Source organism: Dyadobacter sp. CY327 (assembly GCF_021390415.1).
In the GTDB taxonomy this organism is placed as follows: Bacteria; Bacteroidota; Bacteroidia; order Cytophagales; family Spirosomataceae; genus Dyadobacter; species Dyadobacter chenhuakuii.
Window position 1 is genome coordinate 611185 of sequence record NZ_JAJUXJ010000007.1, and the last position, 25032, is coordinate 636216.

Annotated in this window: 19 protein-coding genes; 5 read left to right on the top strand and 14 right to left on the bottom strand. The window is 46.8% G+C overall.

The features are described from left to right. Positions 1 to 21: 21 nt before the first annotated feature. Positions 22 to 1425 (top strand): pyridoxal-dependent decarboxylase, encoded by a 1404-nt coding sequence (locus LZG74_RS18805; RefSeq protein ID WP_233798064.1) that lies wholly within the window; start codon positions 22 to 24, stop codon positions 1423 to 1425. On the opposite strand, the gene LZG74_RS18810 is transcribed toward LZG74_RS18805, so the two are convergent. The 3 genes from LZG74_RS18810 to LZG74_RS18820 form a co-directional block, all read right to left on the bottom strand. Further along, the gene (locus LZG74_RS18810; protein WP_233798065.1) at positions 1422 to 3530 is read right to left on the bottom strand and encodes a metallophosphoesterase; all 2109 of its coding nucleotides are present in this window, start codon (positions 3528 to 3530) and stop codon (positions 1422 to 1424) included. The genes LZG74_RS18805 and LZG74_RS18810 overlap by 4 nt on opposite strands. Continuing rightward, positions 3527 to 5356 carry a cytochrome-c peroxidase gene (locus LZG74_RS18815; protein WP_233798066.1) on the bottom strand — a complete coding sequence of 610 codons (1830 nt, stop codon included), beginning with the start codon at positions 5354 to 5356 and terminating at the stop codon, positions 3527 to 3529. The genes LZG74_RS18810 and LZG74_RS18815 overlap by 4 nt, the downstream gene beginning before the upstream one ends. A 157-nt stretch (positions 5357 to 5513) precedes the next feature. Next, positions 5514 to 5678, bottom strand: a complete 165-nt coding sequence (locus tag LZG74_RS18820) for a hypothetical protein (protein WP_233798067.1) — start codon at positions 5676 to 5678, stop codon at positions 5514 to 5516. Between the two features lie 35 nt (positions 5679 to 5713). Here LZG74_RS18820 and LZG74_RS18825 point away from each other — a divergent pair, with 35 nt between their 5' ends. Together LZG74_RS18825 and LZG74_RS18830 are read left to right on the top strand one after the other, a co-directional pair. Continuing rightward, on the top strand, positions 5714 to 6778 hold the full coding sequence (locus LZG74_RS18825) for a glycosyltransferase (RefSeq protein ID WP_233798068.1): 1065 nt from the start codon (positions 5714 to 5716) through the stop codon (positions 6776 to 6778). A gap of 50 nt (positions 6779 to 6828) precedes the next feature. Next, on the top strand, positions 6829 to 7713 hold the full coding sequence (locus LZG74_RS18830; RefSeq protein ID WP_233798069.1) for an AraC family transcriptional regulator: 885 nt from the start codon (positions 6829 to 6831) through the stop codon (positions 7711 to 7713). Here LZG74_RS18830 and LZG74_RS18835 read toward each other — a convergent pair. The 6 genes from LZG74_RS18835 to LZG74_RS18860 form a co-directional block, all read right to left on the bottom strand. Next, a complete protein-coding gene (locus tag LZG74_RS18835) occupies positions 7710 to 7982 on the bottom strand; it encodes a DUF983 domain-containing protein (RefSeq protein ID WP_229204307.1) in 273 nt (90 codons plus the stop codon). The two genes, LZG74_RS18830 and LZG74_RS18835, sit on opposite strands and share 4 nt — an antisense overlap. Positions 7983 to 8227: 245 nt before the next feature. Continuing rightward, positions 8228 to 8809, bottom strand: a complete 582-nt coding sequence (locus tag LZG74_RS18840) for a chemotaxis protein CheB (protein ID WP_233798070.1) — start codon at positions 8807 to 8809, stop codon at positions 8228 to 8230. After that, positions 8791 to 9600, bottom strand: a complete 810-nt coding sequence (locus tag LZG74_RS18845) for a protein-glutamate O-methyltransferase CheR (RefSeq protein WP_026632886.1) — start codon at positions 9598 to 9600, stop codon at positions 8791 to 8793. The genes LZG74_RS18840 and LZG74_RS18845 overlap by 19 nt, the downstream gene beginning before the upstream one ends. A 6-nt stretch (positions 9601 to 9606) precedes the next feature. After that, a complete protein-coding gene (locus LZG74_RS18850; RefSeq protein WP_233798071.1) occupies positions 9607 to 9972 on the bottom strand; it encodes a response regulator in 366 nt (121 codons plus the stop codon). 48 nt (positions 9973 to 10020) lie between these two features. Beyond that, positions 10021 to 13623: a response regulator gene (locus tag LZG74_RS18855; protein ID WP_233798072.1), complete on the bottom strand. Its 3603-nt coding sequence runs from the start codon at positions 13621 to 13623 to the stop codon at positions 10021 to 10023. Beyond that, positions 13607 to 15232 carry a response regulator gene (locus LZG74_RS18860; protein WP_233798073.1) on the bottom strand — a complete coding sequence of 542 codons (1626 nt, stop codon included), beginning with the start codon at positions 15230 to 15232 and terminating at the stop codon, positions 13607 to 13609. The genes LZG74_RS18855 and LZG74_RS18860 overlap by 17 nt, the downstream gene beginning before the upstream one ends. 515 nt (positions 15233 to 15747) lie before the next feature. Between LZG74_RS18860 and glgX the strand changes: the two genes are divergently transcribed. Both glgX and treZ read left to right on the top strand, forming a co-directional pair. Beyond that, positions 15748 to 17928, top strand: a complete 2181-nt coding sequence (gene glgX, locus LZG74_RS18865; RefSeq protein ID WP_233798074.1) for a glycogen debranching protein GlgX — start codon at positions 15748 to 15750, stop codon at positions 17926 to 17928. After that, positions 17925 to 19760 (top strand): malto-oligosyltrehalose trehalohydrolase, encoded by a 1836-nt coding sequence (gene treZ / locus LZG74_RS18870; protein WP_233798075.1) that lies wholly within the window; start codon positions 17925 to 17927, stop codon positions 19758 to 19760. The genes glgX and treZ overlap by 4 nt, the downstream gene beginning before the upstream one ends. Here treZ and LZG74_RS18875 read toward each other — a convergent pair. The 5 genes from LZG74_RS18875 to LZG74_RS18895 form a co-directional block, all read right to left on the bottom strand. Further along, positions 19741 to 20328, bottom strand: coding sequence for a hypothetical protein (locus LZG74_RS18875; protein WP_233798076.1), 588 nt, complete (start codon positions 20326 to 20328; stop codon positions 19741 to 19743). The two genes, treZ and LZG74_RS18875, sit on opposite strands and share 20 nt — an antisense overlap. 76 nt (positions 20329 to 20404) lie before the next feature. After that, complete coding sequence (locus LZG74_RS18880; RefSeq protein WP_233798077.1) at positions 20405 to 21130, bottom strand: DUF3891 family protein; 726 nt, start codon at positions 21128 to 21130, stop codon at positions 20405 to 20407. An 88-nt stretch (positions 21131 to 21218) separates the two neighbouring features. After that, positions 21219 to 21395 carry a hypothetical protein gene (locus tag LZG74_RS18885; protein WP_233798078.1) on the bottom strand — a complete coding sequence of 59 codons (177 nt, stop codon included), beginning with the start codon at positions 21393 to 21395 and terminating at the stop codon, positions 21219 to 21221. A 39-nt stretch (positions 21396 to 21434) separates the two neighbouring features. Beyond that, entirely contained in the window at positions 21435 to 22625 is a 1191-nt protein-coding gene (locus tag LZG74_RS18890; protein WP_233798079.1) for a class I SAM-dependent RNA methyltransferase, read from the bottom strand. 78 nt (positions 22626 to 22703) lie between these two features. Then, on the bottom strand, positions 22704 to 25022 hold the full coding sequence (locus LZG74_RS18895; protein WP_233798080.1) for a c-type cytochrome: 2319 nt from the start codon (positions 25020 to 25022) through the stop codon (positions 22704 to 22706). Between the last annotated feature and the right edge of the window lie 10 nt (positions 25023 to 25032).

Here is a 25032-nt window from a genome sequence, read left to right on the forward strand (position 1 = left end):
AAGCGCATTATAACGATTAATATGAACATTGAATTACAGGAAGATCTGGCGCAGCTGGATCAGATTTTAGAGAATGTCAAGAACACAAGTCTTGATTTTTTTTCGCAACTGAGTGACTTGCCTACCTATGTAAAAGATCAGAAAGCCGATGCTGAACTTTTGGGGACGAATGGATTAGGCGTTGAGAAAAGCCTGGAACGGTTCAAAGAAAAATATCAGAAACTGATGGTGGCAAGTTCGGGGCCGAGATTTTGGGGCTTCGTTACCGGAGGTGCGACCCCAGCTGCCATTTCGGGTGACTGGCTGACAGCTGTTTTTGATCAAAACACACAGAGCACGAGCGGAACAGGCGATGTTTCTGCGATCGTTGAAAAGCAAACGATCCGTTTGTTATGCCAGCTGTTCAACTTGCCTGAGGATTTCAACGGCGGTTTTGTCACGGGTGCGACCATGTCCAATTTCACGGGCCTTGCTGTGGGCAGGCAGTGGGCTGGTAAGAAATTGGGGATTGATATTTCCAAAGAAGGGATGTCGTCTGGCCTTGTTGTAATGGCCGCAACGCCGCATTCTTCGGTGATCAAATCGATTGCTATGCTGGGATTTGGCAGCAATAATCTGGTGAAGGTCAATGCATTGTCGGGCCGGGAGGCGATGGACATTTCGGATCTGGAAGCGAAATTAAATGAGAATAAAGGAAAACCGACCATCGTGAATTGCAGCGCCGGAACCGTTAATACAGTAGATTTTGATGACATTGCTGCGATCATTGCATTGAAGAAAAAGTACGATTTCTGGCTGCACATTGATGCTGCTTTTGGTGGCTTTGCGGCTTGTTCGCCAGTACACATTCACTTGCTTAAAGGCTGGGAGCAGGCCGATAGCATTACCATTGATTGTCACAAATGGATGAATGTGCCTTACGACAGTGCCGTGATCCTGGTGCGGAAAGAACATGATCGATTGCAGGTGGAGACTTTCCAGAATAGTAATGCACCGTATTTGGGAGACACTTTCGAGAATTTTTCTTACCTGAATCGTTTGCCCGAAAACTCGCGCCGGTTCCGTGCTTTACCCGCATGGTTTTCGCTGACGGCTTACGGACGGGCCGGATTTCGGTGGATCGTGGAAAACAGCATTGCTCGCGCACATGAGCTGGGTGATTATATTATAGGAAGCGAACTTTTCGAGCTGGCAGCGCCCGTAAGGCTTAATGTGGTCAGTTTCCGCCTGAAAAAATCGAATGAGGTGGCTGGTTTCCTGGAAAAACTGAACCAGAATGGTAAGGTCTTTATGACCCCGACAATGTTAGATGGCGAGAGCGCAGTGCGTGCGGCATTTGTTAATTACCGCACCACATCCGCCGACATTGCGATTGCAATCAAGGAAATGGAAGCAGCTTACCATTCTCTGCTACAACCAGACTAGTAAACTGCCAGCTTACGCACAACGCTCCGGCCATTTACGGTGACCTTCAATAAATAGGTCCCGGCAGCAACATTATCCGGCAAGAAGGGCGCGGGCGATTCTGTTAGGGTAATTGTTTTCTCAACCAGGATCCTTCCGGAAACGTCCATCAATTGCATTTCGGCTTTCAATGAAGCTCTTTCGGAAAGCTTGACCTGCATTTGCCGAGCCGAGGAAGGGTTCGGAATCACTTCTATGTCGAACGGTTTTGCATTGGGATTTACAGCAAGAATGATTTCCTGCAAACGAATGCTCGTAATACGTGAATAGGAAATCCGGCCATCGAGCGCCACCATTTTAAGGCGGTAATAAATCGACTGGTTCAGATCAAGTTTTGGGCTTTGCTCGTCTTTGAAACTATAATTCTTGATGGTGGTAGAAGTAGGCCCGCCGGGCACGCGGCCTACTTCTGCCCATTTGAGGTCATCCTGTGCTCGCTCGATCAGAAAATGTGAAAACGCATTTTCAAACTCGGTCGCCCAGGACAGGGTAACCACGTTCGCAGCGTCCGCTTCGCGGGAAAAACTAATGAGCTTAACGGGGTCGGCAAGCGTTACTTTCACATGAAATACATCAGTAATGCAATTCTGGGCGTCCTTTACATTATAATCAGTTGTCTTGTCCGGGGAAACGGTTATGGAGGATGTTTTGGCACCGTTGTTCCAAACGTATTCGCCTATGAAGGAAGATTTTAATTCAATGCTTTCTCCGGCATCAACTTCAATGGTCGTCTCATTGTTTACATCTTTTTCAATAGTGAATTGGTCATAAATTATTCCGTCAACGCCGATCCACTTGGCATCGAGGCGGTTTCCTTCCACTTCCAGCACCATGCCGCCCGAGCGTTCTGCGTCCGAATAATACATGGCTTTGTGGGGAAAACCGGCCGCTTTCGATCCCAGCTGTCCGGCCGAGCCCGAAACCACATATACGGTGCCCTTATTGATCCCCGATTTCTTTAAATAAGGACAAGATTCTTGTGATCCGTCATATCGGCCAGAGGAGTTGCTGACGTTATGTTTTGCCGGATCGAACGTGTCTGCTTTGTCATAATGTCCCTCCATAAGCCGCGAGCGCTCGTATACGTGGCTATGCCCGCAAAGGATAAGATCAACGCCGTTCCTTTCCAGGATGCCGATGAAATTTTCACGGATTTTAATCATATCAAGTTCGGTTTCCGAATTTCGCGAGCCCTGGGAATAGGGTGGGTGATGCCAGTAGGCAACGATCCAATCCTTGTTCTGATTAGCCGCCAGGTCCTTTTTGATCCACTGGACCTGCCTGCCGAGCGTGTCATACAAGCGCGTCGTTTGGTCTTCTTTTCCATAGGAATCGAGGGACAGAAAATGCACATTGCCGTAATCGTAGGAATAGAAAGCCTCCGTTTCGGACGCTACACCGCCTGCTTCACCTTGGGTGGGCAAAGTGAAAATGTCGTAATAGGGAACATTATGATCCTTCTGGCGGTCCGAATTGTCGTTGTTGTAATCGTGGTTTCCCGGAGTGGGGAAAACCGGGTTCTTTTTCAGGAAGTTGCTTTTGTAATGATTAAAAAAATTGGATTGATACTCGGCGTCTTTTCCAAAAGCGTATGCATTATCGCCGAGCAGCAGCAGCGCGTTCATGTAATTTTGCCCCAGATAACTGGAAATCCTTTCACGCACCATGTCCTGCGTGGCTGAATTTGTCCCGCAGTCGCCCAGCACCCCGAATCTGTATTTTCCTTTTGTACCCGGTTCTGGCGCAGTTTCGAAATAGTTGTCTTCACCACCTTCGAGGGTCTCAGTCCCAGAACCAATCGCATAATAATAACGAGTGGCCGGATCCAGTTCCGACAATTTTACTTCGTGCTCCGTTTCTTTTGCGGCAAGGTTAACCAGCATGGTCAATGCAGCAGATGAAAGGCCATAACGAACCGTACTCGTGGTCGCTATGTCCGTGCGCCAGCGTATGACCATGCTGGTGGACGTGGCCGATTGCAGGTATGGTCCACGCAGCAACGCGGTCTGCGCCTGCACATATGGCACCATGTAAATGAGTACAATGAGGAGTAAATATTTCTTCATATTTTGTCGGTTAAGGCATGCATAAAAGCGATAATGTCTTGTTTCTCCTGATCTGTGAGATTGAGCGGAAGCTTTGAAAGTGTTTGCTTGGGAATGTCCAGCCCGAGCCCTGCGCCGCCGCCTTTGTCGTAAAAATCAATTACTTTTTCGAGCGATGTAAATGCCCCGTTGTGCATGTGGGGGCCGGTTACCGCAGCATTCCTGACCGTCGGTGTTTTAAATGCGGCTTCGTAATAAGGCGTCGCGCGGATATCCATGCGACCATTATCCGTGTCTTTTTTCGGCTTCAAAAAATCGTCTGTGGCTGTTGTGCCGATGATCTCGAATTCTGTCAGTGCGTAGAAAGGTGGGATGAGACCATTGAACAGGGGCGCGAAGTGGCAGGTCCCGCATTGGGCCTTACCCATAAACAAATTGAATCCGCTGATCTGGGAGTCGGTCATGGCTTGCCGGTTTCCTGCTATATATTGGTCAAAATCGGATGCATAGGGATTTAATGTTTTGATAAATTCCGCCAGTGCTGAAAAAATCTGCTGCTCATCCCGCTTCTTTTTGCTTGTGTTTGGAAAAGCCTTTTTAAACAAAAGTTTGTACGACTTGTCTTTGAGCAACATTTGCATGCTACCCGCCGGACTCGCATTCATTTCGGACGAATCGCGCATTACGGTTTCAATTTGCGCTTCCAGTGTTTTCGCGCGTCCGTCCCAGAACTGGTTATGCTGCGCTGCTGCATAAAATAGCGAAGGGGCATTTCTTTTTCCGACTGTATGCGCCTTAATGCCCATGCTTTTTGGAAGGCCATCTGTAAAATAGTTGGCAGGATTATGACAGGATGCGCAGCTTTTGGAACTGTTGCCGGACAGCCGTGTTTCAAAAAACAGCTTTTTCCCAAGCGCAGCCCGCTTTGCAGATAAACCCTCATCTCGCACCGAATCGGCCGGTTGTAACGCCCCGGGGCTGAACATATGCGGCGCATTATAGCGTAACATCCCGGGCGCTGCCGTGTCCAGGCCCATTTCGCGGATCATCAGGTTTAGATGCTTTTGGAGCGGCAGCGCATTCCCGGTGAGGAATTTCAGCCGGTCAAATGAATCGAATTCTTCATTAACGCGGAGGAAGCGGACCGAACTTTCAAGATAATGCCTCACGCTGTCCTGCTTGCTGTGGTCCAGGTAAGGTTTCAATGTGAGGGCAATTGTTTCCATGGCAGACGCAGATTCCCATATGCCGCTCTTCAACTGGGGTGCGTCAAAACCCGATATGCCGAGTGCGATTATGCGGATTAATTCAAGGCGGACGGCGGCGAGCAATTGCTTGTCAGTAGTTTCAAATTTATATAGTAATGCGTGCAGGTCATTCGCTGCATTCGTCAGCAACTCCGCCTGAACCAGCAATTCTTTCTTGGAATCGGTTGTAATGCTGTCAAATAAAATAGCCTCCATATACTGCATACCGGCCGGTTCCATGTATTCCAGATGGGGTTCTTCAATTTCGTTTTTGGGTGCGCGGTTGTAAATCCGGGATGAAGTGTAGAAAAAATGTTCGAGAAAATATTCGATCCGTTTGTAAGCCAACCTGCTGTATATCAATTTGGTCTTGACATTAGCAGTTGTTTCAGGCGCACCGGGGACCATATCCTCAACGGCTTGTTTGAAATCTGCCAGGCTTGATGCATAAGATTTGGAATCGACCCTGAACCGCGCAATGCTTTGCTCCACACCTATTTTACCAGACGCTGTTCTTCGGTTGAAAGCAAGTATCAGAAGGGACGCAAGAAGCAGGAGGGTAAAGGTTTTGGGCATCGGCAACGGGTTCAGTTTGCTCATATAATATTACAGAAAAAATCAGTTTTTCCCGCTATCCGGGCTGTATTGCGTATAGTTGAACACGTTCCGCTTTATGACCGGGCGATTTTCCAGCAAAGCTTCTGGCATAGTAATTTATGTTACGGGCACATTCTGGTTCGTTTTAGTATCTGGATTTTTACAGAAAAAGAAAGCGGATCGCACATTCATCAACATTCACATTTGTATAATGATCGATACCCCAATCAGCAACGATTTTTCCGCAAAACAGTTGCAGCACCTGACCCTGGCGGGAGATGAGGAGCAGGATTCGCTCCCCAGAAACCTGCTTTGTTTTTCTCATCTCAGATGGGATTTTGTTACCAACGTCCACAGCATTTGCTCACGCGGTTTTCGGACATTGCTGCGGTTTACTTTTTGGAGGAGCCGATATTCGGTAAGACCGATGTTCCATATCTAACTTTTTCCCAGCGCCTTCCGGAACTCTGGGTCTGCGTGCCGCACCTGGCCGATGGTCTTACCAAGGACGAGGTGAACGCACAGCTGCGGGAACTGATCCGGGTATTTTTCATCAATAAAAAGCTTGACGAATTCATCTTCTGGTATTACACACCCATGGCGCTTGAATTTTCATCGCATCTGTCTCCGGGCCTTACCGTATACGATTGCATGGACGAGCTTTCGGCATTCAAGTTTGCACCGGAATCCTTGAAAAGCCTGGAAAAGGAATTAATGACGCGGGCAGATGTTGTTTTCACGGGAGGACATTCTCTGTTTGAATCCAAACGCCATCAGCACGCAAACATTTATCCGTTCCCGAGCAGCATTGATAAAAAGCATTTCGGACAGGCGAGAAAACGAAACTATGAGCCAGCCGATCAGGCGAAGATCAAAGGAAAAAAGATTGGTTTCTATGGCGTGATCGACGAGCGTTTTGACATTGATCTCATTCGCGACATCGCCGCAGAACGGCCCGACTGGAACATTATCCTCATCGGTCCCGTAGTGAAAATTGACCCGGCTACATTGCCGCGTCAGGCCAACATTCATTATCTGGGAGCGAGATCTTATGAGCAGTTACCCGCTTATCTTTCCGGATGGGACGTCGCATTGGTGCCATTCATGCTGAACGAATCCACGCAATTTATCAGCCCGACAAAAACGCCCGAATATCTGTGCGCCGGAAAGCCGGTTGTATCCACACCCATCCGCGATGTCGTAAATCCATATGGAACCAAAAACCTGGTGTCTATTGGCAACAACAGCAAGGATTTCGTGGAAGCGATTGCGTATTGGATTGCTATGCAGGATAAAAAGGAATGGTTAGGAAATGTTGACAAGTTTTTGAGCACAATCTCCTGGGATCTTACCTGCGCCGATATGATCGATAATATGTCATCCGTTCACCAGGACAGGAAAGTTGTTAAGATTGGTCGGCAGTGAGACACTATATTGTTAAATTGCGGGGAAGATAATGTCCGATCTATTTTTGCATGCAGACAACTTTCCCGCGGCTTGACATTGGCCCGCTATCTGAGTATAAGGAGAATGATGTAATGATCAGCCGGTTTGAGGATTACCTGGCGGAGCACCAGAACCTGGTATTCCCGCACCGGCATGGCTTTTACCATCTGGTCCTTTTTACGAAGGGCGGGGGCTTTCATACCATTGATTTCAACCACTTTGAAGTAAACCCGTTACAGATCTATTTCATGACACCGGGTCAGGTGCATTCCTGGCATTTTGAGGGCGAAATGGAAGGATTTGTCGTGAATTTTTCCGAGGCTTTTTTCCGTTCGTTCCTGCTAAAACCTGATTATCTGGAATCTTTTTCGTTTTTTGACGGGGACAGCAACAATAGCGTCATCACCGTTCCGTATGATATTCAGAAGAATGTTGTGGGACTATTTGAAGACCTGTTGTTGCAGGTAAAGAAGGCCAAATTCCGGCAAGATATCATCAGGGTTTTACTGCTGCACATTTTCCTTCTGCTCGAACAGGGCCAGGCGCAAGAGAAAAAGCAAGAGGTCAAAAACCAGCAGAATCCTTTGATCAAAAACTTTCAAAAACTCGTTGAGAAAAACTTCATCAAAATCAGGCAGCCGGGTGAATATGCTGAAATGCTGCATGTTACGCCCAATCACCTGAATGCGCTGAGCAAGGAACATTTAAGCCTGCAAGCAGGGGCGGTCATCCGAAACCGCATTGCGCTGGAAGCGAAGCGATTATTGATCAATCTGGATTTTACAGTGTCCGAGATTGCCTACAAGCTTAATTTTAATGACAACTCTTATTTTTCCCGCTTTTTTAAAAAAGAAACCGGTATGACACCGGAAGCATTTCGGGCTGAGTCTGCCAATCACTCCGTTAAAGCCTAGCGCTTAACGGTTTCCTGATTCGCTGGCTTGATGAATAAAGCCAGCCACGAACGCCGCGCCAACCGGTAAAAATAGGGTGTCAGGATGATCAATACAGGAATAATCGACATTAAAAAGTAGTCCAGATATTCCTCGAAAAAGTTGACGAAGATCAGGAAATAGATCACCATAAAGGCTACATAAAAAGAGTAGCTCATGTACAGCGCGCCCTGGTAAAAGCCGGGCTCGGGAACCAGGTTTTCGCCACAATGGGGGCAGTGCTTATTCATTTTGTCAAAGGTTTTAAGGTTATAGGCGCTTTTGGAAATAAAAAAATCGCCCACACCGCATCTTGGACATTTATTGAAAAGGACGCTATATAGTTTATTTGGCTTTGCCATGGTGTTGAAGTTTTGGATTAACACAAATTACGCGAGAAATCAGCTCAGAAAGAAAGACTGATGGTATGTTTTGTGGTACAGATCAACGATCGCCCATAAAACCCGTGCCAATTTTCCGGACAACCGGCCCGAGCTTAGTGCAAGGTGTTAATGAAATGTGCCATTTGTGGAATGTCGCACACGTGGTCAATTACGGCGTGCATCAAGGCATAGTTCGGCATGTAGGGCATCTGGGCTGTTTCCGGGTTTTGAACGAGGGTGATTCCCCCTGTTTTCTTCACAGCTAAAAGACCTTTTGTCCCATCCTCATTAGCACCCGACAATAACAATGCAGCCAGTGAAGAACCATATACTTCCGCCGCAGATTCAAATGTAACGTCTATGCTAGGCCGGCTGAAATTGACCTTTTCTGAATAGTCCAGTGAAAAAGTCTCACCCTTTTCGATCAGCAGATGGTAATCCGCTGGCGCGAGGTATATATGCCCTGGCAGGATCACGTCTTTGTCGTCTACTTCATGGGTAGGCAATGCAGTTTTTGTAGATAGTAACTCAGAAAGTGATGAATCTGCCGAATGGCGTCGATGGAGCACCACAATGATGGCGAACGGAAGCGTTTTGTTCAACAACGGAAGCAGATGGAAGAGCACCTGCAAGCTTCCGGCAGATCCTCCGATCAGCAGCGCCTTGACAGGTTTTTTTACATCACTTTCTTCCATATTTTTTCCCGGTTAAGCTGCTTATACTTGTTTTGTATCACCGAAAATTTTAATGTTTCCTTTGTTCCCAATGCGAGATATCCCAGTGTTCCCAGGCTGGCATCGAAGAGCTTCAAAACCCTGTCTTGCAGGTCTTTGTCAAAGTAAATGAGCACATTCCGGCATAGTATCAGGTCAAACTCATTAAAAGAGCTGTCCGACACCAGATTATGCGTGGAAATGATGATTTTTTCAGACAGTTCTTTATCAAATTTCGCCTGTCCGTAGTTGGCTGTGTAATATTCCGAAAAGTCTTTCAGGCCGCCCGATTCAATGTAACTTTCCGAATACTGCTTCATTTGGTGCATTGGAAAAATCCCTTTCCGCACTTTTTCCAGCACGCTTGGGTTAAGGTCGGTCGCATATAGCAGCGATTTCCGCAACAGTCCGGCTTCTTTTAGCAAAATGGCCATTGAAAATACTTCCTCACCAGTGGAACAGCCTGCATGCCATACTCTTATAAATGGTTTTGTGCCAAGAACCGGCAAAATATCTTCCCGTAGCGACTTGTAGAAACTGGGGTCGCGAAACATCTCTGTCACATTCACCGTAATTTCTTCAACAAACCTTTTCAGGTAATTTTCATCCGTCCTGACCTTGTATCGGAACTCGGCAAAACTCGGAAATTTGTCAATTGAGACAAGCCGCACGATGCGTCTTTTCAGGGACGCCCTGGAATAGCTCGTGAAGTCGTAGCCATAAATGTCCAATAAGTCTGTCAGCAGTATCTCAACTTCCTCGTCCTCAATCATTTTCGTCTAAATGTCTTTTAAAACCTGCAATAATCTATCGACGTTGATCGGTTTGGAGATATAATCGTCCGCACCAGCTTTGAGGCATTTTTCGCGGTCGCCTACCATGGCTTGCGCGGTCACTGCGTACACAGGCGTATTTCTTCTGCTTTCTATGTTCTTAATCAATGGGATAGCTTCATAACCATCCATTTCGGGCATCATCATATCAATCAGGATCGCATCGACAGGTTCATTTGTCCTAAGCAATTCTAATGCCTCGGCAGCGCCCGTGCAGGAAATGCAATCATAGGATTTGGATTTCAATGTGGCTTTCAGGGCGAATATGTTCCTGGAATCGTCATCGATAATCAGCACTTTTTTCTTATTCATATGGAAGGTCATTTTCTTTGGATCCGGATCTTAAGCCATCTCCCAGGTTCAGGATTTTTCATAAAGCCACACGCGCAATAGTGACATCAGCTGGTCAATGTCCACAGGCTTAGTTATGTAGTCGGACGCGCCGGCATTAATGCATTTTTCGCGGTCACCTGTCATTGCTTTGGCCGTTACGGCAATTACCGGCAGGTTGCGCCACTGGTAATTCTCCCGGATACGTCTGGCGGTTTCATAGCCATCCATCTGCGGCATCATCATGTCCAGCAGCACCACGTCCACGTCCGGGTTTTCTTCCAGCCGCTGCAATGCTTCTTTTCCGTCAAGTGCCGTTAGCACATTCATTTTATAGTTTTCCAAAGATTTGGAAAGCGAGAAGATATTCCGCACATCGTCGTCGGCAATCAGCACCGTTTTACCTTGCAGGATTTCACTTAGGCCGCCCAGTTTCTGCCTGTCCGAAGCTTTTTGCGGAGCCTTTTTGCTCTCTTCAACCACATGCAGGAAAAGCGAAACTTCGTCCAGCATACGCTGGTAGGAGTGGGCAGTCTTTACTACAATGGAATCTGCATATTGCTTGATACGCAGCTCTTCAGTCATCGAAAGGCTTTTCCCCGTAAATACGATAATAGGGATATGTTCGAAGCTTGGATTCATTTTTGCCATTTCCAGCATTTCGTAGGCTTTCTTGTCGGGAATGCCCATATCCAGGATCACGCAGTCGACCTCATTATTTTGCAAAGCTTGCAGCCCTTCGTCAATGTCGCTTTTCAATTGGGAGTTAATGTTGAAAGAGGACAAATAATAAGCAAGCGCTTTGGCATGCATGGAATTATCTTCCACGATAAGCACTTTCTTGCTCTGCTTACTGACTACAAATTCAATCTTTTTGAAGATCTCTTCCATCTTCTCGAAGGCAACCGGCTTGTCAATGAAGTCCACGGCGCCTTTCAGCAGGCTTTCATTTTTCATGCGGTGCGATGACATAATGTGCACCGGGATGTGCCTTGTTTCCGGCTTGGATTTCAATTCGTCCATGACCTCCCAGCCACTCAGGATAGGAAGCTGAATGTCGAGCAAAATACCCATCGGTTTGAAGGTTTGTGCCAATTCCAGCCCCTCATCTCCGCGAACGGCCACGATTCCTTTATAGCCTTGCTTCCGGGTGTAATCGAGCAGGGACTTGGCGAACATGGTGTCATCTTCCACGATCAGGATCGTTTTGTCTGTGGCCTGAATGTTGTCGCGGTCGTCGGCAATGCTGGCCGGGATTACCGTGCTGATGAAACGTGCATCGTTTCCTTCCGGCTTGGTCTTTAATGCTTCTTCGCTGTGGTTCAGGAAATACGTTTTTGGCTCGGTGCTGTTTCCGGCAAAAGCTTTTGCAACAGGAATGGAGAGGGTGAAAACGCTGCCTTCATTTAATTTGCTTGATAGTTCAATCTCACCACCCAGCAGTTTAACAAGCTCACGACTGATGGACAGCCCCAGTCCGGTTCCGCCGTACTTTCTTTTTGTAGAACCGTCGGCTTGCTGGAATGCTTCGAAAATGTGCAGTTGCTTCTCCGGCGCCACGCCTATGCCCGTATCTGTTACCGCAAAGCTGAGCATATTCTCCGAGCCGGATTTGCGCTTGATATCAATGCGGACGGAACCCTGTGAAGTGAATTTCAACGCATTGGAAATCAAATTTTTAAGTATTTGTTCCAAACGCATCTTATCCGTTTCAATCACCAGGGGAACACCGTTTTCAATGTCAACCACGAAATCAAGTCCTTTTTCCCGAGCAACCGGGGCGAACAAACCTTTCAGATCGTCCACAATTTCCTTTACCGTAACATTAACATAGTCCAGCTCCATTTTGCCAGCCTCAATTTTAGAAAGGTCCAGGATCTCGTCGATCAGCCCGAGCAATCCGTTTCCTGAAGATTGGATCACGGTTGCGTATTCCACTTGTTCAGTGCTCAGGTTTTTCTCGTCATTTTCGGACAATAACCGGCTCAGTAGTAAAATAGAGTTTAGCGGTGTGCGCAGCTCGTGGGACATATTGGCCAGGAATTCGGACTTATAACGCGTCGTCAATTCCAGTTCCTCGGCCTTCTTTTGTATCTCTGCATTTTTTTCTTCCAGCAGTCCGCTGCGTTCTTCCAGTTCTTCGTTGGTTTGTTGCAGTTCTTCCTGCTGCACGCGCAGCTCTTCTTCGGATGCCTGCAATTTCTGCGACTGTGCTTCGAGCTCGGCATTCAGATTTTCCAGCTCATTATGCTGCGTCTGCAATTCCTCCGACTGGGCCTGTGTCTCTTCCAGGAAGTTCTGCAATCTCAGGTAATCCAATGCTGAGTTAACGCCCGTAGCGATGGATTCCAGACTGCCTTCCAAAAACTGGATTTCAAGCTTGTCCGGTTTGGAAAGAAAAGCCAATTCTATCACCCCGATGCATTCATAGGCGTAAATAAGCGGTAGGATCGCCAGCGCAGCTGGCTTGGTTTCGCCGAGCGTCGAAGTTACTTTCAGGTAATTTTCGGGTACATCATACACTACGACCGGCTTTTTACTATGGATCACCTGTCCAGCGAGGCCGGCGCCGGGAGTGATGTTTTCCGGTGCATTCTCCACGGCATAACTGCTAGCTAGTTTGAAGTTCCAGTCGTTATCCTGGATATAGATCGTGCCGAGGTGGGCTTTGGAATAGCGCGTAATCGTTTCAATGAGGTTCGCCGCCAGTTTTTTCAAAATTCGTTCGCCGCGGATCGCATCGCTGATCTCCACCATTCCGGTTTGCATCCAGTTCCTGGTGTTCAGATCATTGAATGTCTGTTCGAGCGAAGCAGTCATTTTATTCAGTGCGGCTGAAATGCGGCCAATGTCGTCATCGCTTTCATCCTGGGATCTTACGGCATAATCGCCTTCCGAAACCTGTCTTGTGATCTGTTCTATCCGGTTAATCCTGCGTTCTGTGGTTCTGTATTTTTCCTCTTCTAAAAGCTGCAAAGCAAGTCTCTTGTCCATATCGTTCTTGATGCGCATATATGCAAAAACCGTAATCAGAATGGAGATCAATGCGGCCACAATGAGGAGGATAGGCGTATATTGAATGTAGATCTGCTGCTGTTCCAGGCGGGTCTGGAGAATTTTATTTTCTTCAGACTTGATACGTTCTGTGGTCAGCCGCAGGTCGTCCATGATCTTTTTTCCTTTGATCATTTCACGCAGCCGACCGTTTTGATCGTCTGCAAAGTTGCTGTTCCGGCGTGTCTGGTCAATAATGTATTGCATTTGCCCGAATTTGGCTTCGTACAATGCTTTAATTTCCCGCAGGTTTTTTTGCTGTGCCGGGTTGTCAGCGGTTAGTTCGCTAAGGTTATTGTAGCTGTTGGTTGTTTTTGCATACGCATCATTATAAGGGTCCAGGAATGTTGCCTCTGAGGTGATCAGATATCCTCGCTGGCCCGTTTCCGCATCCTTAACGAAAGAGATAATGGATTCAGCTTCTATGAGGACCTGGTTGGTGTGGTTAACCAGTTCTGAATTATTGATAAGCTTCTGAGTGCTGTAATAGGAGGCCAAAAGGCTGAATATAAGCAGCAGAATGGAAAAGGAGAATACAATTTGTAATTGCTGAATTATCGAGTTAGAGGTTTTTTTCATCTGCGCTTATAGCTGATTTTTCAGTTTTGTTATCGTTTAAAGCCTGCTCCTGGACGAGAGGCAGGATGAGAATAAATTGGGCGCCGCGGTTCTCCGCACTTCTTGCGGAGATGACGCCATTGTGCTTGTCCATAATTTTTTTGGCAATCGCCAGCCCGATTCCCGTCCCTTCGTAGCTGTTCATATTGTTGAGCCGCTGGAAAATGACGAATATCCTGTCCAGAAATTTCTCGTCGAACCCGATGCCGTTATCTTCGATCACGATTTTACAATATTGCCCTTCATAGTGCTCATCTGCGTCCACGTGCTTGTCGGCAATGATCGTGGATGTCACGTTTATGACCGGCGGAATTCCTTCTTTGGAAAATTTGAGCGCATTACTGATCAGGTTTTGGAAAACCTGACGAATCTGGCTCGGTATGGTATCGATAATGGGCAGCTTGCTGATCCTAATCTCTGCTTTCTTGTTCAGGATGATTTCATCGAAGTCGGAAAGCAAATCATCCAGTAAAGAATTCAGGTCCGTGGGCTGGAAGCGGGCTTTAACCGAAAGCCTGGAATAATCGAGCAGGTCACTGATCAGGCGGGACATTCTGGCCGACGAGCTGATGGACCGGTTGAGATACGAAACGGCCTCCGCATTTTCATTCAAATACTTGTCTTTTACCAAATGGCTGAAAGTCTGTATTTTACGCAATGGCTCTTTCAAGTCATGTGAAACAACCCAGGCAAATTGCTGCAACTCGTGGTTCGTCGTTTCGAGTTCCGAGTTTTTGTCAAGCAGCTCCTTCGTGCGGAGTTCAACTTTGTGTTCGAGCAGCTCATTTGCCATTTTTTGCTGGTGGATGTCTGTGAATGTGCCTACCCAGCGGATAGTCAGCCCATTTTGAAGGATTGGGATGATTTTGATCAGAAAATATTTGTATTCCTGCGTTTCTAAATGTTTTAACCTTGCTTCGCCGGTAAATTCCTGTCCGTTCCTGAATGATGTTTCCCAGCGCTCATACAGGTTGTCCTCGGGATGCGATTCGGGAAATACGTTTGCGTCCGCCGACACCTGAAACCAATGTTCATTTACGAATTCTATTTTTCCATCCACACCAATGGTGAACGCGATCTGTGGAAGCGATTCAAGTATAACCCGCAACTCCTCCATTCGTCCGGCGAGTTCTTCCTGGGCTTTTTTTCTTATTTCAATTTCATATTGAAGTGAATGCTGAATTGCTTTCAGCTCCTGCTGCTGTTCATAAAGTTTGTAGAAAGTCTTTACTTTAAGCAGCAAAATATCCGCATCCACGGGCTTGGTGAGGTAATCAATGCCGCCGGAAGAATAGCCTTTGGTAATAAATTTCTTCTCTTTGTTAACAGCAGAAAGGAAAATGATGGGTGTATCCTTTGCTTTCCCAAAACCCGAAATTGCTTCGGCAACCTCAAAGCCGTCCATGCCGGGCATCTGGACGTCCATAATGATCACAGAATAGCTGTTTTTCAGTATTTTTTTTAATGCCTCTTCTCCTGACTCTGCACTATCCGTTTTGAAATCGTGCAGTTCCAGGATTTTTTTAAGTGGAAGTATATTTTCGGGCCTGTCGTCGACAATCAGAATCATAATATGGGTAAAAAACTATCCATTCAAATCCTTGCTAATGTCAGCTGTGAAGTGATCTAGTATCCTTAAATTAAACCTGCATGTGTATACGCTGTAATTCAATTAGTTAAGATAGAGTGATAGCAACAAGTCAAAAAATTCAATGTAAGGTAATCGATATTATAGATTTAACACAAAAATCATACCAAATTCGCATTAAAAGGCACTATTTATTGAATAATAGCATTTTCTCAATGCTATGCTTCACTCACAATTCTTTTGAGTTCTTCTGACCATTTCTGAATGGTGATCATGGGATGAATGAAGGGCGTGTTTTTGTCCATATCATCATTGTTATCCTTCAAATTAAAGGCTTTGTGGAATATTTTCCCGAATCCATCAGTGCCGTACTGGCATAATTTTATAGCAAATTGTGTTCTCAAACAAAAATTCCGGCGAAGATGGTCTGCGTAATGTGTGTTCAGGCGGGCTTTTCCGCGTGGCCGAAAGGGAAATTTGTAATAAAAATTTAAAAAATGAAAAAAGTATCCAATAATACCGTTGTCAAAAAATCCGAACATATTAATGTCATAGTATACCCGGGCGAACCCTATCCACTGGGCGCTACATATGATGGTGAAGGAGTTAATTTCGCATTATATTCCGAGCATGCCACCGGGGTTGAGCTTTGCCTTTTCGAGAGCCAGGAGAGCGAACGGGAGCATATCAAAATTGAAATACAAGAAGCGTCACACCATGTGTGGCATGTCTATGTGCCTGGTTTGAAGCCTGGTCAATTATACGGTTACCGTGTCCACGGACCTTTCGTCCCCACAGCAGGGTTCAGATTTAATCCCAATAAACTTCTCATCGATCCTTATGCAAAGTCCATTTCCGGAACAATCCAATGGCATGACGCGCTTTTCGGCTATGTGATTGGTGATGAAAATGAAGATCTCAGTTTCAGCGAGCTGGATAGCGCTCCCTACATTCCTAAATCGGTGGTGATCGATCCGGGTTTTGACTGGGAAGGCGTACAGGCACCCGAGATTCCATATCATGATACGATCATTTACGAAACGCACGTAAAAGGGTTTACGGTGTTGAATGAACAGATTCCTGAGGAAATACGGGGAACGTATGCTGCTATGAGGCATCCGGCCACCATCAAATATCTCAAAGAACTCGGCGTAAATGCAGTTGAGCTGATGCCGGTTCACCATTTTATTGCCGACCGGCATCTGAAAGAGCGTGAACTGACCAACTATTGGGGTTACAATTCCATTGGTTTCTTCGCGCCAGATGTGCGTTACAGCAGTTCCGGGACGCTGGGTGAGCAAGTGGTTGAATTCAAGAATATGGTAAAGGAGCTGCATAAGGCAGGCATCGAAGTGATTTTAGATGTGGTTTATAACCATACTGGTGAAGGAAACCAAATGGGGCCGACCTTATCGTTCCGGGGAATCGACAATTTGTCTTATTACCGGCTTATGGAAGGCCGTTACTATATGGATTACACGGGAACCGGTAACACCTTGAATGCCCGGCTTCCGAGCGTGCTGCGCCTGATCATGGACAGCCTGCGTTATTGGATCACCGAAATGCATGTGGATGGTTTCCGGTTCGACCTGGCTTCTACGCTTGCCAGGGAATTGCATGAAGTGGACAGGTTGAGCGCATTTTTCGATATCATTCACCAGGATCCGATCATTTCACAGGTGAAACTTATCGCTGAGCCCTGGGATATTGGATTCAATGGTTATCAGGTAGGTAAGTTTCCGATCGGATGGGCCGAGTGGAACGGGCAATACCGCGATTGCATGCGCGATTACTGGCGTGGCGCCGACAGTATGCTTGCCGAATTTGCAGAACGGTTTACGGGAAGTTCGGATTTATACAAAGGGGAATACCGCAGGCCAACCGCGAGTATTAACTTCATCACCGCACACGACGGTTTTACATTGAATGACCTTGTGTCGTATAATGACAAACGTAATGCAGCCAATGGCGAAAATAACAATGACGGGGACGACCATAACCGTTCCTGGAATTGCGGCATAGAGGGACCAACCGATGACCCGGAAGTGAATGCATTGAGAAACAAACAAAAACGTAATTTCCTGACAACCCTGTTTTTATCGCAAGGTGTTCCTATGCTGGTTGCCGGCGACGAATGGGGCAGGACCCAGGGCGGGAATAACAATGCCTACTGCCAGGACAATGAAATATCGTGGCTCAACTGGGACAAGGCGGATAACGAATTATTGACATTCTCGCAAAAGCTAATTGCTTTCAGTAAGGCGCACCGCTCGTTCAGAAGAAGGGACTGGTTCCGCGGGTTACCGATTAAGGGAAAAGGATTGGAGGATATTGCATGGTTCCTGCCTGATGGAAGCGAAATGCCGGAAGAAAACTGGAACCACGACTACGCCAAGTCATTGGCCGTTTTCCTGAATGGTAAGGGGATCCGCCACGTAAATAAAAAGGGCGAGCCGATTTATGATGATAGCTTTTATATGATCTTCAATGCGCATTATGAACCCGTTGAATACACGCTGCCTCCCAAAAAATACGGAACGGAATGGCGAAAAGTAATTGATACGAGTGAAGGCACAGTGAACGAAGAAGGCGAAAAATTCGGACCAGATACATCGGTAACGGTGGATAGCAGGTCGATCATTGTATTTAAACATGCATTGGAACAACAGAAAATATGAGTGATAACGAAAAATTGATACCGGGTGTACGGTTCAACGAATTCGGTGAAGCGCAAGTGGTTGTGTGGGCTCCCGAATTAGAAGAGATTTCACTGCTTCTGGAAAACACACAGGAGCAGCTTCCGCTAAAAAAGCAGGAAATGGGTTACTGGCTGCTGAGGACCGATGCGCTGAAATCGGGTAATCTCTACCAGTTTGTAGTAAAAGATAAGCCACAGCCGGATCCCGCATCCCTATGGCAGCCTCAGGGCGTTCACGGACCTTCCGCTGCTTACGACATTCGTAATTTCAAATGGACCGATAAGGACCTGCCGCAACCGGCGCTGAAAGATTACATTATATATGAGCTCCATACCGGGACTTTTACAGAAGAAGGCACATTTGCAGCAATGGAAAGCAAGCTGGATTATCTGGTTGAACTCGGCATTAATGCGATTGAGATCATGCCTGTCTCGCAATTTGCAGGCGCGCGTAACTGGGGCTATGATGGGGTTCTTCCTTATTGTGTCCACGATTCCTATGGCGGGCCGGAGGCATTACAGCATCTTGTAAATGCCTGCCATGAGAAAGGAATCGCCGTTATCTTGGATGTCGTTTACAATCACATTGGCCCGGAAGGCAATGTGCTGCCGCAGTACGGCCCTTATTTTACGGATAAATACAACACACCCTGGGGCGATGCGCTCAATTTTGACTCTTCCTGGTGCGATGGTGTCCGGGAATATTTTGTCGAAAATGTGCTGATGTGGTTCAGGGATTTCCACATTGATGCGCTGCGGATGGATGCGGTTCATGCCATAAAGGACATGAGTCCTGTCCATATCTTGCAGGAAATGAGGACGCAAGTTGATGAGCTGGCTAAGCAGACTGGAAAAAGTCATTACCTGATCGTGGAGATGGACCTGAATGACACACGTTACATTAAGCCAATCGCAAATGGCGGTTACGGAATGGACGGACAGTGGATAGATGAATTTCACCACGCATTGCGCGTTTCCTCGGGCCAGCAGCGAAGCGGTTACTACTCTGATTTTGAGCCTATAACATCTCTGGCTAAATCGTATAAAGATGCCTACGTATATGACGGAGGGTTTTCTGAACATCGCAAGCGTAAGTTTGGTGTGAAGGCGGACGGGCATCCCGGTGAGCAATTTGTGGTTTTTTCTCAAAATCACGATCATGTAGGAAACCGGATGCTGGGTGAGCGTACAAGTCAGCTTGTCTCGTTTGAAATGCAGAAATTGCTGGCCGGCGCTGTTTTTGTGAGCCCTTATCTGCCGATGCTTTTCATGGGCGAAGAATACAGCGAGAGCAATCCATTTCAGTATTTTGTGAGCCATACCGATCCTGAACTAGCGGAAGCTGTCAGAAAAGGCAGGAAGCGGGAGTTCGCAGCATTCCATCTGGATGGCGAAGCTCCGGACCCGATGTCTGAGGAAACTTTTAATAACTCCAAACTCCAATGGTCACTGCCTGAAGAAGGACAGCATAAGACGATGTTGCAGTTTTACAAAGAGCTGATTCGTCTGAGAAAATCACAGCCAGCATTACGCAGCAATGATCGCAAAGCATTGGAGGTCGAGCCGAACACGGTAAATGAAACGATTACCCTTCGTCGCTGGACTTCGGAACAGCAGATTATTGCCGTCCTGAATTTTTCTAAAACGGTGCGTGAAATGTGGTTACCAGAGCAGGCAGGCGGATGGAAGAAACTGATCGCGTCCTCAGACGAAGTTTGGAATGGATTGGGGAATGTTACCGAGCCACCGGCTGAGCGACTGATTATGCTGCCGCCGGAGAGCTTTGCTATTTTTACAAATTCCGTATTTTAATCTTTATTTCATGCGGCGCCACTTCGTCGCCGCCAAAATAGGGAAGGAGCTTATAAGCAATGCCCACGCCGCCTGAACAGTGGCGTGGCATTTTTGTATCCACCCCATGGTAAGAAAATATGTAAGCGTTATCCTCCAAGGCTATTTTGAAGCTGTTGGTCTCGTTCAGCTCCGCAGTACCCAGGTCTTTTACTTCCCGGATGCCATTTGCGTAGGTATAAGCATAGATGTGTATGTTGCCCTCCAACCAGTTCCAGCCGAATCTTGCACTATTGTTTTGATGTTGGGAGCTGCAATCAGAAAAGCCATAAAGCTTATTGATGTCAAACTGGTTTTCAGGAATGGCTGTCTGATAAATGCAGGAGCTGCCGAAAACGACCTGAAAACGCATTGAGCTGGCTGTGAAGGGCGTATTAGCATTTTTCTCGACCTCATGGTCACCGGCTTTAATGGTGTAAGTAATAAAATCGTCACCGAAGCTGGGTGTGTTGCCAATCCAGTCGCAGGAAATGGTGGCAATCAAAAGAATGACACAAAAAAAGGCGGTTCTCATAAGAATGTGCTGCATTACCGGCAAAGTTTAACCGATAATCAGCTAATGAACGAATGGTTGAGCTTAAAATTGAATAAGATGCAAAGTGTGATCAGTGTTTCGCAATCATGTAAGTATGGAATGTGAGCGGCGCGTCTTTCAATTTCTCCCGAAACTCTTCCACATTGTTAAATTGCAGTTGTGTCATTGTTTTTGATTCAAAATTAATCTGAAAACTGTCCACATCAAATGGCCACGGTGTAACGCTGAGTTCGTTTTCGGCAGGCGACCAAAGCTCATAGTTCTGCTGATCCGGCCCGGCGCTGATCTCGATTTTGCGGCCTTCGGGCGGAACCAGGTTTTGGCATAGCAACAAAGAAAATGCATCACACCATTCGAGGATAGCGTAAGCTGTTTTGATCTCTTTCGCATCCAGCTGTGCCTCTTTAAGCCATTTCCGATCGTATGTTTTTAGTTTGGCACAATATGCAGCGATCTTTTTGTCAGTTTCTTTTTCGTATAAAAATTGCAAATGCTGTGATGTAAGCAAAGCAATGTAACGGCTTTTGGACATGGCCAGTTGCAGGAGTTCTTCACATTTGTCCTCATCAAATTTCCGCATCTTGAAGTTCACAGGCCCGCCATTTTCATTCAGGAGCATGTTGTCGTTTAAGAATTCATTGAATGCGTCGTCATGCTCTGTTGTGGCAATGATCGTTTCCAGCCATCGTTCCGGCCTTAGGTCCTGTTTCCAGTGAAAGCAGATTTGCCCGGAAAGCAGACCGTGCGCGCGCTGAGAGATGATCTGCCAGCCATTTTCCTGATAATTAACGATCATATTTATATTGACATTTGAAATGATATATTGCAAAAAAGGCCAGGAATGAATCCTGGCCTACTTTCACAAAACTGCATTTGTGCAGCGGCTATTGCTGTTGTTTTTGCTGTTTTGAATTGCTATGTTCCTCTTTGTGATTATTTGTAATATGGTCTCCTTTAACCATTTCCTCTTCCTTATGCCTGCTATCGATATTGTCTTTATTGTCAGGCTTGCGGTTGCTCTGCGATTGTTGCATCGATCCCGAATTTTGTGACTGTTTCATGACAATCTTTATTTGGTTATGCACCTTACATTTTAAAAACTATGCCAGCGGTGCGGGCTCCTTGTTAAATTCTCTTCGGGTTCCTTCGTAAAGTTCGTATTCCAGTAAACGACAGTCGATTGTGCTGGTGTAGAACTCAATTCTGCGCTTGGCTTTCAGCCCGATTTTTTTCGCAAGATCCAGGTTTCCGGTGAATACGTATCCGAAATATCCGCCACACTTTTGTTTCATAAAATCGCCAATACGCGCATATGTTTCTTCCAGCTCTGCGATTTCGCCTAGCCGGTCGCCGTACTCGGGATTAATAAAAAATACGCCTTTATTTTCTTTCGGCACTTCTGTATCGGCAAAGTCGCAGCATTCGAAGTCTATGAGTTCGGCTACGCCGGCTGCGATGGCATTTTTCTTTGCATTGGCGATGGCCACATTGCTGTAATCTGTTGCAATGATCCGTAAGCCAGGCACTTCCCTGATCTGTTGTTCCAGCTTATCTTGCTCAGCGTAATATATTTCCCGGTCGTAGCCAAGCACGTGCATAAATGCGAAGTTATCCCTGAACAGGCCCGGGCGGCTGTTAGTAGCGATCAAAGCAGCTTCAATGGCCAATGTTCCCGACCCGCACATCGGATTAATGAAAGTCGAATTCCGGTCCCAACGGCTGGCCAGAATTGTGGCGGAGGCCAACGCTTCGAGCATGGGCGCCCTGCCCGGAATTTTGCGGTAACTATGCCGGGCAAGCGAGTCGCCGGACGTATCTATGAAAATTTCAGCAGAATCATTCTTCCAAAATAAATGGATCACCGTGCCTATCAAATCCGAACCTGTGGTTGGTCGCGTGCCTTTTTTATCGCGGAAACGGTCTACGATGGCATCTTTAACACGCAGGTTCGCGAACATGCTGTTGTTGATGGTCGGGTTCTGAACATTGCTGGTGACGGAAAAATATCCTTCGTCGGCAATGATATCCTCCCAGGGCATTTGCAGCAGAAACCGGTAAACGTCATCGGGATGGTGCGCTGTGAATGAACCCAGACTATACAAAACCTGGCTTGCGCAATAAAGATTAAGGTTTAGCTTAATGCACTCATTGATAGATGCTTTGATCCGTAATCCGGTAACAAATGCTTCCTCGATATCAAATCCAAGGTTCTTAACCTCTTGTTCCAGATAGGGCGCAAGGCGTTTGTGACAAGTGATAATAACGCGGGAAGGTGTTGTGAAATATGACATGCGTGAATTTGAGCTTTCGGCGGTCAGCTCTTTTGTTTATTTTAAAAGAACAAACTTAGTGCTTTCTGCCTTAACCGCCTATATTCCGTTCAGCTCACTTTCCGTAAATGCTTTTTCACGCCCGGTTAACTTCTGGCGCGTTTTTTCAACTTCCTCAGTAGTGATTTTGTCCGCATCATTGCGCCATGATTTTCTGATAAAACTCAGCAGCTGAGCAATGTCTTCGCTAGGCATATCCTTATCGTAGCCAATGCCGGGCATATCGCCGCTTACCTCGGGCGTCTGGTACACGCGGCCATTTACTTTAACAGGACCGGTTAAGCCATAAAGAATGATGGAAATGAGCTTGTCCTTATTCCCCGTAACCCATTCCGACTGGTTCAATGGCGGAGCGAGCGACTTGATCCCAGCGCCATCTGCGCCGTGGCAGGTCTGGCAAATGGATGTGAACAATGCTTCGCCTTTGGGAAATTCCTTTTTCAGCATGTCGGGATTCCGGTTGCCGCGCGCGCTCTGGACTGTGCTGATAACCCGTTGCAATTGCTTGTTCAACAGAAAGTCGGGATTGGATAGGGAAGCGGAAATTTCGGATTGGAAACTTTCTTCCTGATCCTGTAAATTGCTGATAATGGCGTCGCTGACGTAACGGTTGTTCGGATATTTCGCAGCCAGCTTGGTAAGCAGTCCGCGGGCAGCGGTTGTGTCAAATGGTTGGATGGTTTTTGCTGCAAGCGCAATGTAAGGTGCTGCTAATGTGTCATTAGCATCCACCATAGTATTGAATGCCGAAGCAAATTGCTGATAGGAACCGGGCGTCATCAAGGCTGGCGAAACGGCAAGCCCTTGCATCCGGAACTTCCAGTCAGCCTGTCTAAGCCATGCCAAAGCCTCCTCAGTTTTAAGGGAATTAAGGCCTTCTAATGTCCATAATGCATGAATAGCGAGCAGCGGATTTGTTGTCTGCTTAATAGCGGCACGCAGGGCAGGAACGGTCTGATTATATTTCCCGTCGATCAGCTTCTGTTGTGCGCGGTCTCTTACCCAGCCATTGGCATGGCCCAGCAATTTTATAAGGTCATCGGCGCCCGAGGGAATCATTACCGGTTTAGCCTTTGCGTTTTTCGGGACAATTTTATAAATACGTCCGCTGGAAAGTGGCTGTGTAAGGCTTCGCTTGCCAATCTGGTCTTTCAGATAGGGCGTCAGATAAGTTTTGTGCTGGATGATGCCGCGATACATGTCCAGAATATACATGGCGCCATCCGGTCCATTGTACAGGCTTACCGGGCGAAAACGCTCATCTGTGCTCGCCAGGAATTCTTTGTTTTTGTATGCCTGTTCTCCTTTAACAACATAGCCGTTTTCGCTGAGTACATTCCTTTTAATGAGGTTTGCCGAAGGTTCGGGAACGAATGCGTTAAATGCGTAGCTGTCGCCAAACAGGTCGCCGCGGTAAACTACTGGCGCTGCTGCTGCAGTGAAGTTGGTCAGGCGCAGGCTGTCGTCAAGGACATTTTTCATGTAGCCGCGGTTCACGCCGGGTGTAGGATGCAATGGGAAAACGCGGTTATTGGCCACCCATTTTTCATTGTAACCTGCCACATTCTTCTGGTTTTTGTTGGAAGCACCAAGTCCTGCCGGAAAATAGTCGCCGATCAGGTTTTGCGAATTGTTGTTATAATAAAGGCGTCCGTAATTATCCTGGCTGATGCCCCACTGGCCGCGGAAATGCGTATGTTCAATTTCCCATTTGTTGCCGCGCTTGCGGTAACGCTTGTCTGATTTGGCGTTGTAAATCCAGTTGTCCAGCGCCCGGAAAAGCCCGTTAGGCTGGTGCTCAACATTACCGCCTTCGGTGTATTTCGGATCGACTAATGTTCTTTTTCCGACCTTATCATTTTTAATCTCATAAAACCAAAGGCTGGTTGGTTCTGCCACGAGTATGCCATTCTCAATAAGACAGATCGCGCGTGGAAGCACAAGGGAATCGATCACTACTGTGCGGTCGTCATACACGCCGTCTTTGTTTTTGTCCTCCAGGATCACAATGTTCCCGTTCGGAATATCTTCGCCTGTACCGATGGTGTCGGGCATATAACCCGTCATTTCCACGACCCACATTCTGGCCTTGTCGTCGAACTGCATGGCAACGGGCGCACTTACGAGCGGCTCGGCGGCGATCAGTTTTACTTCAAAACCATCTTCCACCTGCATTTTTGCAATGGTCTTTTCGGGTGAAATAAATGGTGACAATGCTGAAACCTCAGCCTTGGCAGGCACTTCTTTTTCCACTTTTTCGGTAACGACCTGCTGTGAGCCGGTTTGCTTATTGGACTTACAATAAAACAATGTGACCGAAATTGTCAGGAAAAGAATATAGAATCGGGACTTTTTCATTTCAATGAAT